This window comes from Dictyobacter halimunensis (assembly GCF_036245075.1).
On record NZ_BSRI01000001.1, the window covers coordinates 1,562,834 to 1,574,977 of the forward strand.

Annotated in this window: 11 protein-coding genes and 1 pseudogene; 7 read left to right on the forward strand and 5 right to left on the reverse strand. The window is 54.8% G+C overall.

Annotated elements, in window-relative coordinates; genetic code table 11:
- Window positions 1–26: 26 nt before the first annotated feature.
- The 4 genes and pseudogenes from AABA21_RS39305 to AABA21_RS06260 all read left to right on the forward strand — a co-directional run.
- Window positions 27–574 (forward strand): annotated as a pseudogene (locus tag AABA21_RS39305) (RNA-guided endonuclease TnpB family protein); the annotation flags it as partial.
- A 24-nt stretch (window positions 575–598) separates the two neighbouring features.
- Window positions 599–892, forward strand: a complete 294-nt coding sequence (locus AABA21_RS06250; RefSeq protein ID WP_338248121.1) for a hypothetical protein — start codon at window positions 599–601, stop codon at window positions 890–892.
- Between the two features lie 223 nt (window positions 893–1,115).
- Window positions 1,116–4,124 (forward strand): alpha-mannosidase, encoded by a 3,009-nt coding sequence (locus AABA21_RS06255; protein WP_338248122.1) that lies wholly within the window; start codon window positions 1,116–1,118, stop codon window positions 4,122–4,124.
- 39 nt (window positions 4,125–4,163) lie between these two features.
- On the forward strand, window positions 4,164–4,433 hold the full coding sequence (locus AABA21_RS06260; protein ID WP_338248123.1) for a YciI family protein: 270 nt from the start codon (window positions 4,164–4,166) through the stop codon (window positions 4,431–4,433).
- 182 nt (window positions 4,434–4,615) lie between these two features.
- Here the strand turns inward: AABA21_RS06260 and AABA21_RS06265 are convergent, their stop codons facing one another.
- The 3 genes from AABA21_RS06265 to AABA21_RS06275 are packed head-to-tail and all read right to left on the reverse strand — an operon-like array spanning window position 4,616 to window position 6,525.
- Window positions 4,616–5,173, reverse strand: a complete 558-nt coding sequence (locus AABA21_RS06265) for a hypothetical protein (RefSeq protein WP_338248124.1) — start codon at window positions 5,171–5,173, stop codon at window positions 4,616–4,618.
- Between the two features lie 51 nt (window positions 5,174–5,224).
- Window positions 5,225–5,890, reverse strand: a complete 666-nt coding sequence (locus AABA21_RS06270; RefSeq protein ID WP_338248125.1) for a hypothetical protein — start codon at window positions 5,888–5,890, stop codon at window positions 5,225–5,227.
- A gap of 59 nt (window positions 5,891–5,949) precedes the next feature.
- Window positions 5,950–6,525, reverse strand: coding sequence for a PadR family transcriptional regulator (locus AABA21_RS06275; RefSeq protein ID WP_338248126.1), 576 nt, complete (start codon window positions 6,523–6,525; stop codon window positions 5,950–5,952).
- Window positions 6,526–6,758: 233 nt separating this feature from the next.
- Here AABA21_RS06275 and AABA21_RS06280 point away from each other — a divergent pair, with 233 nt between their 5' ends.
- Together AABA21_RS06280 and AABA21_RS06285 are read left to right on the forward strand one after the other, a co-directional pair.
- Window positions 6,759–7,778, forward strand: coding sequence for a zinc-binding alcohol dehydrogenase family protein (locus AABA21_RS06280; RefSeq protein ID WP_338248127.1), 1,020 nt, complete (start codon window positions 6,759–6,761; stop codon window positions 7,776–7,778).
- Between the two features lie 105 nt (window positions 7,779–7,883).
- Complete coding sequence (locus tag AABA21_RS06285) at window positions 7,884–8,507, forward strand: NUDIX hydrolase (protein WP_338248128.1); 624 nt, start codon at window positions 7,884–7,886, stop codon at window positions 8,505–8,507.
- Between the two features lie 99 nt (window positions 8,508–8,606).
- On the opposite strand, the gene AABA21_RS06290 is transcribed toward AABA21_RS06285, so the two are convergent.
- On the reverse strand, window positions 8,607–9,734 hold the full coding sequence (locus AABA21_RS06290; RefSeq protein ID WP_338248129.1) for an RNA-guided endonuclease InsQ/TnpB family protein: 1,128 nt from the start codon (window positions 9,732–9,734) through the stop codon (window positions 8,607–8,609).
- A gap of 81 nt (window positions 9,735–9,815) precedes the next feature.
- Between AABA21_RS06290 and AABA21_RS06295 the strand changes: the two genes are divergently transcribed.
- Window positions 9,816–10,013 carry a ribbon-helix-helix domain-containing protein gene (locus AABA21_RS06295; RefSeq protein ID WP_338248130.1) on the forward strand — a complete coding sequence of 66 codons (198 nt, stop codon included), beginning with the start codon at window positions 9,816–9,818 and terminating at the stop codon, window positions 10,011–10,013.
- A gap of 300 nt (window positions 10,014–10,313) precedes the next feature.
- Here the strand turns inward: AABA21_RS06295 and AABA21_RS06300 are convergent, their stop codons facing one another.
- Complete coding sequence (locus AABA21_RS06300) at window positions 10,314–12,140, reverse strand: ABC transporter ATP-binding protein (protein WP_338248131.1); 1,827 nt, start codon at window positions 12,138–12,140, stop codon at window positions 10,314–10,316.
- Window positions 12,141–12,144: the final 4 nt, after the last annotated feature.

Below are 12,144 nucleotides of genomic sequence, written 5' to 3' on the forward strand. Positions count from 1 at the left end.
CCTTTCCTTGTTTTGTTGACCTTTCACAAAAGAAACTGGCAAAGGCCCAGAGACGACATGCCAGGAAGAAAAAAGGGTCCAAAAACCGTGACAAGGCTCGTCTCAAGGTGGCTCGTATCCATGCCCGTATCGCTGATCGCCGCCGTGATTTCTCCCACAAGCTTTCGACACGCCTGATCCGTGAAAACCAAACGATCTGTGTTGAGAGCTTGCAGGTCAAGAACATGGTCAAAAATCGCAGTCTCGCTAAAGCGATCAGCGATGTCGGATGGAGTGAGTTGGTGTCTCAACTGGAATACAAAGCGCAGTGGTATGGCAGGAACCTTGTCAAGATCGACACGTGGTATCCTCCTCCAAACGCTGCTTTGACTGTGGACATATTCTCGACTCCTTATCGCTTGATGTGCGAATGTGGACCTGCCCGGAATGTGGCGTGGTCCATGACCACGATAGCAACGCCGCAAAAAACATCAGGTCCGTGGGACTCACGGTCCTTAACGCCTGTGGAGAGGCCGTAAGACCCGGTGCGGTGAAAACCAAATCGGGCAAGCCTCTACGAAGCAGGAAACCCTAGAGGTGACTCGAGGAATCCCCCGGATTGAGCCGTGGGGAGGATGTCAACAAGGTTCCCATCTACCAGATACTCTTCATCCTCTACTGGTTCTGGGCCAACCTGATGAGTCCGCGCTTCCACATCCCGACCCTGGTCGGCACCATGCTCAATGCCACCAGACCCTGGGAGCAGAAGGCCTTCTTTCACTTCCAGTGGGTCTTCCTCAAACTCAATCCAACCATCACTCAGGGACTGCTGAGCATTGCCCTACTCGTTGGCTCTGGATTCGCCGCTATCGCCCTGGCCTGGTTCTACCTGCGATGGAAGAAAGGTTTGTGAGAGGGATAGGCAGAATGGTACCTCGCACCGGCTCCACCTATCCCTCTCAAAAGCGGCAGGCCGCTCCCCTGGCATGCGCTTTTGCGACATGCACTCTAGATTCACGACCAGATATCGATAGAAACTGACATTTGTATCTCTCCAGTGTTACAATAAATTTCAACGACGAAGCTACCAGATACACATGTATTTATGCATTTGCACACAGAAAAGAGGAATACACTTGCCTTATCACTACCTAAAAACCCAGCGCGCATTAGCAGCGACGTTACAGCGCATTGAGAAGGCTATCTACACACCTCTGGCAGAGCTACAGACCGAGGCATGGATTACGCCGGAGCCGGTGCCGTTCGCGGAGCGCCAGTCGGGTCGGCATGCGACGATCGCCCTGAGTCAGAGTTGGGGGAAGCTGTGGGACTGCGCCTGGTTCCATTTTACCGGCCAGGTGCCCGAGCAGGCTGCCGGACAGGCTGTCGTGTTGTTGGTCGATCTCAGCGGCGAAGCCTGCGTCGTGGATGCGAGCGGCGATCCTTTACAGGGATTGACCACGGTGAGCTCCGAATTTGATTACAGTCTGGGCAGGCCGGGCAAACATGTATTTCCTCTGACCAATCGTGCTCAAGGCGGCGAGAGCATTGACCTGTGGGCCGATGCAGGCTGCAATGATTTATTTGGACGCTATCAGGACAGTGGTACATTGAAGGAGGCGCATGTAGCGCTCTTCCACGAGGAGCTGTATCACCTCTACTACGACTTCGAGGTCCTGCATGAACTGATGACGAAGCTTTCACCAGATACCGCGCGCCAGCAGCGTATCTTGTTCGCGCTCTCTCAGGCGGACGGTGAGCTGGTGGAGTATACATCGGAGGAGGCCAGTCGGGCCCGTGCCATCCTTGCTCCCGAGCTGGCAAAAAGCGGCGGCACGCCTTCCTTGCGATTGAGCGCCATTGGTCATGCCCACATCGACCTGGCCTGGCTCTGGCCGATACGCGAAACCATCCGCAAAGGGGCGCGCACCTTCTCGACCGCGCTGGCCCTGCTGGATCGCTATCCCGATTATATCTTCGGCGCCAGCCAGCCGCAGCTCTATCAGTGGATGAAAGACTATTATCCACAGCTCTTTCAAAGGATCGCGCCCAAAGTCGCCGAGGGTCGCTGGGAAACGCAGGGCGCGATGTGGGTTGAGCCTGACACCAATATCTCAGGCGGAGAGGCTCTGGTACGTCAGATCATCTACGGCAAGCGCTTCTTCCGCGAAGAGTTTGGTACCGAGCCAAAGATGCTCTGGCTCCCCGATGTCTTTGGCTATTCGGGCGCCCTCCCCCAGATCCTGAAAAAGGCTGGTGTCGATTACTTCCTGACCATCAAGCTATCCTGGAACACCTACAACGTGTTTCCGCACCACACCTTCTACTGGCAGGGCATCGATGGTTCACGGGTACTGGCCCATATGCCGCCCGAAGGAACCTATAATAGTTCAGCCGCGCCACGCGCCCTGCTCGCCGCCGAAAAGAACTTCGCCGATAAGGCCATCTCCGAGTACAGTACGCTGCTGTTCGGCATCGGCGACGGCGGTGGCGGTCCTGGAGTCGAGCACCTGGAGCGTCTGGCACGCGAGAAGAATCTGGCTGGCCTTCCCCCGGTCAAGCAGGAGCCGATCGAGACATTTTTTGAGCGCATCGCCACTGATACTGACGACTATGGAACCTGGGTCGGTGAGCTCTACCTGGAAAAGCATCAGGGAACGTATACCACCCAGGCCCGCAACAAGCGCTTTAATCGTAAGCTGGAACTGGCGCTGCGTGAGCTGGAGTTTGCGGCCGTGCTGGCAGCCCGTACGCCAGGCTATACCTATCCGACAACCGAGCTGGACGCGATCTGGAAGGAGGTCCTGCTCTATCAGTTCCACGATATCCTGCCCGGCTCCTCCATTACGCGCGTCTACGATGAATCTCTGGCACGCTATGCACAACTGTCCAACCAGGTGCAGGACCTGACCCACCAGGCGCGGGCAACATTGCTCAAGCAGCCAGAAGATACCACAGGGGCCGTTACCCTCTTTAATTCGCTCTCGTGGGAGCGCCAGCAGTGGCTGCAGGTTGAGGGAGCGTGGCGCCACGTTACCGTGCCCGCCCTGGGCTACGTCTCCCTTGAGCAGGCCAGTAACGGTGACGCGAAGGATGTGGGAGCACAGCTAGAGGCCAGCGCGAACGTGCTACAGAACGATAAGCTGCGCGTCCAGTTCGCCCCCGATGGCAGCATCCAGTCTATCTTTGATAAGGACCTGCAGCGCGAGGTGCTTGAGTCCGGAGCGTATGGCAACCGGCTGGCGCTTTATCATGATGAAGGCGATGCGTGGGACTTCTCGATCCAGTACGATGAGCAGACGCCGCACTACTTTAAGCTGGAGGAGATGTCGGTTCGCGTCAATGGTCCCCAGGCCATCGCGGAGCAGCATTATCGTTTCGGGCAATCAACCCTGCAGCAGCGCATCATATTGACGGCTGGGAGCCCGCGCCTGGATTTTGTCACCCACGTCGACTGGCAGGAAAATCATACGATGCTGCGCACCAGCTTCCCGCTGGCCGTGAACGCCTCCGAGGCGACCTGCGATATCCAGTTTGGTTCGATCAAGCGTCCTACCCACCGCAATACCAGCTGGGACATGGCCCGTTATGAGATCTGCGCCCACAAATGGATCGATCTCTCGCAGTGGGATCATGGCGTCGCCCTGCTCAATGACTGCAAATACGGGCATAAAATCACCCAGAACACGCTGGATCTCAACCTGCTGCGCAGCCCATCATATCCCGATCCAGCCGCCGATCGCGCGGAACACGATTTTACCTATGCCCTCTATCCCCACGCCGGAAACCACATCACCGGCAATGTGATGCGCGCTGGCTACGAGCTCAATGTTCCCATCCAGTATGTACAGGGCGAACCCCAACAGGGCTCGTCGAGCGTCACCTCCCTCGCGCAGGTGGCGGCGGAAAATGTGATCATCGAGACCATTAAGAAGGCCGAGAAGGGAGACGATATCATCATTCGCCTCTATGAGGCCTCGGGCTCCAGCACCCGAACAACCCTGACCGTCAACGTGCCCATCAAAGCGGCCAGCAGCACCAACCTGCTGGAAGCAGTTGAGGCCACGCTACCAGTACAGGATACCCATACGATTGAGCTCGACTTCAATCCATTTGAGATCGTCACCCTCCGCATCCAAATATAGGTATGCATAAGAATTATTTCCTTGAAAAGAGGTTGAAAAATGTTATTTGCAGTGATTGGCTGCAGCGCAGGAAAGACTCGCGACGAGATTATGGCCATCTACCCTCGCCACAAAGCATTCCTGGATCAGTTCCTTGCTCGTGGAGAGATAGTGGGAGTAGGCCCTTTCACAGACTCAGGAGGCGGAAATATGGCGCTCTTCCGCAGCCGGGCTGCAGCCGAAGCCTTCGCCAGGTCAGATCCATTCTACCTGGAGGGTGCCGTGAAAGAATATCAGATCAAGGATTGGGGCGATACCATGCTTTCTTGATCGAGGGGTTGACGAACCGTTGGTAGGCGAAAAACGGATTCACATATCAGGCGAGAATGCTCATGGCCGCACCGGAGGGACAAGCATGGAGAGGCGGGCATGGAGGATGGAAAACGGGGAAGTCAATTCCCCGCCAAATCTACGAGTCGGGAGTATTACCAGGTATGCTCCTCTCCATCAATCTATACGGAACGGGGTACCGATTTGCGAAAAAAGGCTGGTATGTGCACTAACAATAGGAAGGGGAGAGCGATATCAGCGATGAGGCTGTACGTCAGGGTTGTGCTGCTGTAGCGCGCCATGGCAAAGGTATAGGTGAGGTTGGCGATCATCGGGATCCAGCAGGCCCACCAGGCCCAGCGGGCACGTCTGCGGAATGGAAGAATGACGATGACCAGGAAAAGCAGACCGAAAACGAGCTCATGCACGGCATACGTTACCTCTAACAGCGTGGTGTAACTCGTGATGCGGGGTGATGCGATCTTTGCGGCGTTCCAGGTCATGCCGGTAATGCTGTGGAATACCTCCAGGTGATCGGAAGGCAGACCGACGCGGGCATCAGACGTAAGATCAGAGAGAGAGGCGAAGAGGAAGAATCCTCCAATAAGCATAAGCAGAATCCAGGCCACCAGCAAGAAAACTGGCTGTTTGGAAGCGACGCGTTTCTGGGAAGTATGAGTTTCATGCGTCAATTGCGCCATCTCATTTGAGATGGGTTGTTCATCGAATTGTGCGTCCATAATGTATCCCCTCATATGAGAATATCGGGCTACAATTGATCATTGTTGTATTTAAGCATGGCCAGGGCAGCGGGAACAGCGCCAAGAAACAAAAGGGCACAGATCAGATATTTCGCTATGTTTTGAAAGACGACGATGTGAATGGGAAAGATAACAATGGTAAGGGGGGCTGGAGAGGGCAAAGGCCCAGGCAGTCCATGCGGGAATGATACGGAGCCGCCCCAGCATAAATCCGATGAGGATGGCGCTGAGCAGGTGGCCGATGATATAGATGAGCAGGTATGCCGTCATGAAGGTGTCACCGTTGAAGTGCCTCCAAAGGTCGGCAAACTGACTGGTAGCCCCGGACTGAACAATATCGTAGGCCAGGTCATCCAGACCCATAAGGGCTGCCCAGGGAATCCAGCCGATGAGTGAGAGTGCCGCCGAGAGCGTAGCAAGCCAGGGTGCACGTCTCATGCCCAGCAGCGACATACCCAGGTAGCCTGACGGGAGGAAGAAGGAGGCAGCCATTCCACCAATAAGGTGGAGAATATTAGCAGTTGGACTGGCCGCTGCGCTGGCGGCGAGAGGATCGCGTAGATTTCCGTCCCACGTGACGAGATAGAGCGTAATGCTCAATGGTGCAAGAATAATACAGGCCGCCAGCAGGAGACGCTGGAAGGCAAAGGCCTGGGATGCTGATCGTTGCTCGGAACGAGAAGCCGGTAGTTCCATCTCTATGTTCCTCCTTGCATAAAAAAGACTATCGATTCAGATAGATAGGTTAACGCCAGCTACGAGAGTGGTTCATGATGCAGGCGGCAAACAACGCGGTCGCGCAATGCTTGCCCCCACGTTATTTCAAGCTGAATCTGCTCGATTTTGAGGCGCATAAACGCCTGAACGCCTTCAGAAAAGGTATCGTTCATGTGTACATGTTTCTCGGCATCGGCTCCAAAGCGGTGAACTTCGGCCTGCTTATCCCGAATGAAGTTCTGACAGGCAAGCAAAAAGTGCTCAATCAAGAAAAGTTGCCGTTCCGGTGGCAAAAACTCCAGGTGCAAAGCTTTTATGTGGAAACGTGGGATATCCAGCTGAGAGGGCGCATCTAGCATGAGTTGTAAAAAGCGCTCACGACCAGCCGGAGTAATCGCCAGGACGCGAGAAGGGCGATCCGAAGGGAAAGGCGCCTCCGAAGACGCCGCTTCCGTAACGAGGCCAGACTGCTCAAGCTTTGCCAGCAAACCAGACAGAGTTCCACGACTGATGTTCCCAGTTGGACCAAGAATATTGTTGGCGATTTTAGCTAGCCGATAGGCATGCAGAGGCCAGTGCATAAGCAGACCAAGAACAAGCAGTTCGTTCATCATACGCCCTTTTTTACGCGACCAGTCGCAAGTGATAGTTTATTTCAAACCGTTTGTTTAAATCTATTAATGATGAGTATACCTGAAAACATAGAGGCCTGTCAAGGAATACAGAAAACGCACTGAGACTCCACGACGTGGTTAAACGTGCCTATAAAGAATTTAAAAGACTGGTCGTTTTTGTTTCACCTTCAGAAACATGTACGCAAGCCATAGTAGATTAAAGGATGGTGTTCATGAAAGCTATTGGATTATATCGCTATCTACCGATTGATGATCCGGAGAGTCTGATCGATCTTGAGATCGATACCCCTACCCCCGGTGGTCGTGACCTCCTGGTCAGAGTACAGGCGATCTCAGTTAACCCTGTTGATACCAAGATACGCGCACCCAAACCGCAGCAAGAACAGGAACCGAAGATTTTGGGGTGGGATGTGGCCGGAGTCGTCGAACAGGTAGGGCCTGAGTGCCAGTTATTTCAGCCGGGCGATGAGGTCTATTACGCCGGGAGCGTCGCACGTCCAGGTGGCAATAGCCAGTTTCACCTGGTCGAGGAGACCATCGTAGGGCACAAACCCACAAGCCTGGATTTCGCGCAGGCGGCCGCGCTCCCCCTCACCTCCCTGACGGCCTGGGAAGGTCTGTTTGATCGTCTGGAAATCAGCCAGGATGCAGCCGCCAATGCCGGCAAAAGTATCCTGATCATTGGGGCCTCCGGTGGCGTTGGTTCGATCGCCACCCAACTGGCTCATTTCGCGGGACTCAAAGTGATCGGTACTGCTTCACGGCCGGAGACGATTCAGTGGGCAAAGGACCATGGTGCCACCGAAACCATCAATCACCATCAGCCCTTTGGCGAGCAGTTAAAGGCACTGGGGATGGAGAACGTCGACTATATCTTCTGCCTGAACAGTACAGATAAGCACTGGGAGAATATGGTGGACGTCATCACCCCGCAAGGGAAGATCTGCTCCATCGTCGAAACGCATGGACCAATAGATCTCAGCGCGCTCCAATCCAAAAGCGCGACCTTTGTGTGGGAGTTTATGTTTACGCGCTCGCTGTATCATACCAACGACATGATCAAGCAGCATCAGATCCTCGACTTACTGACCAAACTCATCGATAGGGGCAAAATCAAAACGACGCTGACCGAACGTGTATCGCCCATCAACGCGGCCAATCTGCGCGCCGTCCACGCCAAACTGGAGAAGGGCAGCACCATCGGCAAGATCGTATTGGAAGACTTTCGTTAGCCATCCCTGCTTACACCTCGATAACCAATAATAAAGGAATGCAGGACTTGCAAATCCTGCACTCCTTCTAGACTGTAAAATAGGAAGAGAGGATGCATACCCGGCATGGAGACTGAACAGCTGGCAATTTTTAGCGAGACTATGGAGCGCATCGGTGTGCGCACGCGCGCGGAAGTTCACAGCCAGGGATACTGGCATGAAACCTTCCAGTGCTGGTTCGTACAAAAGCAGGCGGGCAGGCGCTCTATCCTGTTCCAGCAGCGCGCGGCGCAGAAGAAAGATTTTCCCAATCAACTGGACATTACGGCTGCCGGCCATCTCCTGGCCCACGAGTCGTTTCGAGATGGGGTACGTGAGATTCAGGAGGAACTGGGCCTGCAGCTTTCAATTGATGACCTTGTTCCGGCTGGCATCGTCCCCGATCCGATCTTGCTGCCAGGCTTTCAGGATCGTGAGTTCTGCCACCTGTTCTTCTACCTGCTGCCGTGCCCCATCACCAGCCTCGTACTCCAGCGCGAAGAGGTGGCCGGCATCGTCTGCATCGAACTCAACGACTGCGAACGCCTCCTACACCATGAAATCAGTGATCTCTCAGCTCAGGTGTACCTCAGTGATGCCAATCATCCCTGCAAGGTCATTACCAGAAATGTTCAGCGCCAGGATCTCTGTCCCCACAATGATGCGTATTACGACACCGTATTGAAATATGCCCACCGCTTGTTAGATTGACACTCCACCTGCATAAATGCGGAGGATTCTTCTTTCATCCATCCAACGTGCTTAACAGGATTGCTCCTGAGAAGTAGGGGTCCGATGTCCAGAAGCGTTTTATGCACTCACAGGTGCATCAGTTCCCGTCTGCCCGACGGTACTGAGAGCCTTGTTTAAAATGTTCACAGCGGCATTGTGATCCCGATCCATCACCAATCCACAGTCAGGGCAGATATGTGTACGCACGCTCAGGCTCTTCTTGACGAGCGTGCCGCATCCACTACAGTTCTGGCTGGTGAAGTGTGGTGCCACCTTCACAACTGGAATGTCGTGCATAGCTCCGTAGTAGTTGACCCATTGGAGGAATTGTCCCCAACCGGCATCATTGATACTCTTGGCAAGGTGCCGATTGCGCACCATATTGGCAATCTTCAAGTCTTCATAGGCAATCAGGTCGTGAGACGTGACGAGCGCGTTCGCCTCTTTGCGGGCAAAATCCTCACGCTGCCTTTGGACTTTCAAATGTGCTTTGGCGACTCGTTGGCGGGCTTTCTTCCGATTGTTGCTTTTCTTTGCGGTGCGAGACAAACGGCGTTGCAGTTTCTTGAGTCGTTTTTCTGCCTTGCGATAGTGGCGCGGGTTCTTTACCGTGTTGCTATTGGAGTCGGTATAGTAGGCTTTGAGTCCCACATCGATACCAACCGTTGCGCCGGTCATCTCATGCTCAATGACCCGATGTGCCTGCACCGCAAACTGGGCATGGTACCCATCTGCCCTGCGGATCAGACGCACCCGCTTGATTTGTTTGATGGGGAACGTTTCAATGTCACGTGTCCCCACTAAACGCAGACGACCTATGCCACACCCATCGATCAAGGTAAGATGCCTGCCATCAGGCTCTAACTTCCATCCAGTCTGCTTGTATTCAACTGAGCGATTATCATGCTGGAAACGGGGATAGCCCTTCTTCCCAGGTTTCTTGGCTTTGCAGTTGTCATAAAAACGTTGAATAGCATTCCACGCACGATCAGCAGCAGCTTGACGAGCCTGAGAATTGAGATGGTTGGCGAAGGGAAACTCTTTGGCAAGGACGGCGCAATACTTCTGCAAGTCATTCTTGGTGGCGTGGTCGTCCGTCCATAGACGGAGACACTTGTTACGAATGAACTGGCAGACACGAATCGCTTCATCAATGGCGGCATATTGTGCCTTACTGCCATCAAGCTTGTATTCGTAGATCAGCATGGCGTCCTTGTCCTTTCTGTATTTGTATGGTATAGTATACACCCTAATAGGGTACCATGTCAAACAAGAAAAGAAGGCCCCATGAGGAAAGAGCGAACAAATATCTACATCACTGAACGACAAAAGAAACAACTGGAAAAGAGAAGCCTAGAGGAAGATTTACCCATGGCTGAAATTATTCGGAGGGCGCTTGATACCTATCTGGCATGGGATGATCCGACGTACCAACCCAAGCCACCCAAGCCCCAAACAAGGAACGGCGATTCATCCCCGCCATGAATGGACGGGGCTTTCTCGCTCGTCTCCTGTAAACTGATGTGCTCTATTTTTCATCAAGATCGTGATTATGGTGCCTTCAATTGAGAGGCCTTTGTGACACCGTCCAACTATACTGTTGGCATGGATGGAAAAAGAAGGCCCGGCTCGTTCATAAAAAACATGCATGACACTGATAGTTTGACCGCAATTTCCATCCAGCTTTTCTCATCCGTTGGCACTCACAAAGGTGTGGCTAGTCTGTATTAATCACTGGTAGCCGCTTTCTTGAAGGCAAGAAAGCGGCTATTTTTCTCTGCTCGCTTACTGATGAGGCGCCAGGGCATCGCCCCATTGTTCGACGGTGAGCAATGGTGGCAAAGCGGGCTGAAGATGATACAGGCGGCGACTGAGCTCCGCCGCCGCCGGTGGGCGCAGACCGGTGCGCCGCAGGATCTCCACGTTGCCAAAGAGGTCTGCCGGGGTACCGGTAAAGGCAAGATCGCCGTCGCGAAAAGCGACCACGCGCTGGCAGTATTCGGCGACCAGCGTCATGTCATGGGTGATCACCAGGATGGTTTTCCCCTGCCGCTGCAGATCACAGAGCAGACTCATGATACTGGTAATCGAGCGCTGGTCCTGGCCGGTCGTGGGCTCATCTACCACCAGGATGTCGGGTCCCATGGCCAGTACAGCGGCAACGGCCAGGCGCTGACGCTGTCCTTTACTCAAGAAGAGGGGATCTTCATCCGCGTAAGAAGAGAGGCCAACGGCAGTCAGCGTCTCCTCAACGATGCTCCGCCGCTTCCTGGCGTTGATGCCCAGGTTCTTCAAGCCATATTCGATCTCATCGCTCACCTTACGGCAAAAGAGTTGGTGATCAGGATTTTGAAAGACATAGCCGACAGAGCCGGGCAGGCGGGCACGCACCTTGCGCGCCGCCACATTCTGCCCAAATACCAGCAATTGTCCCTGCGTGGCGCGATAGATGCCGGCCAGCAGCTTGGCGAAGGTGGTCTTTCCGCTGCCATTGGGGCCCAGCAAGGCCAGCATCTCACCACGATACAGGGTAAGATCAACACCCTTGAGGGCCAGCGAGCCATCTCCGTAGTTGTACACGATGTTTTTCGCCTCAACCACCGTCTCCTGTGGAATTGAAGCCGCCGGTTGGCTGGCCGTGAGGCGCTGCTGCTGAAAAGCGGGGGTAAACGCCTCCTCGGCTTCCGCGAAGGTCAGCGGGGGACGTCCATGGAAGGTGTAACCGGTGCGCCAGCAGATGCGCGTCAGCTCGCCCACCGAGGCACCACAGCGCTCCAGGATGGCGCGTTCGTTGTAGAAGCCGCTGGGAGTCGCCACCAGTTCAATGCGTCCCTCGTGAAGCAGAGCGATACGATTGCAGAAGGTAGCCAGGATCTCGGGATCTTGCTCGACCAGGATCACGGTCATGTTGTAGTCCTGGCGCAGGCGGGCAATGGTCTCGATCACTTCACGCTTGCCGACGGGGTCCAGGTCGCTGGTCGGCTCATCCAGAATCAAGATCTGGGGGCGCAACGCCAGGAAGGCCGCGATGGCGACGCGTTGCTTCTGACCTCCCGAGAGATCGGAGGGATGCAGGTAGAGCGCGCCCTGCCATAACTTCTGGAGTCCCACCCATTGTAACGCCTCATGGATGCGCTGCACAATCTCGTCCTGGGGCAACGATTGGATCTGCAGTCCCAGCGCCAACTCATGCAACAGGCTCATGCGCAGAAACTGGTTCTCAGGATCTTGCAGGACCATGCCGACCTTATGCGATGTGGCGGTCTCGTGGGTCACCGGCTCCTGTAGGATCTCAAGCTGGCCGCGAAAGTGATGCGGCAGCTGCTCATTGGTCAGGCGCGCCGTATAGGGCAAAATCCCCATCAGCACCCGGCAGAGCGTGGTTTTCCCGGCACCGCTGGGACCGGTAATGCCGAAGCATTCGCCTTGCTTGATGCGCAGGGCGATATCGCGCAGGGTCCACGCCCCCGCCTTCTCGCTAAAGGTGGGGTAGCGCCACCAGAGGCCGGTTACGTTGACCGCATCCTGTCGACTATCGGTGGCGCTCATGGTTTGTATCCCCGCCTGCGCAGTGGCTGGCTGCTGTTGATCGCTGAACTCTTGTGCCATCATCTAA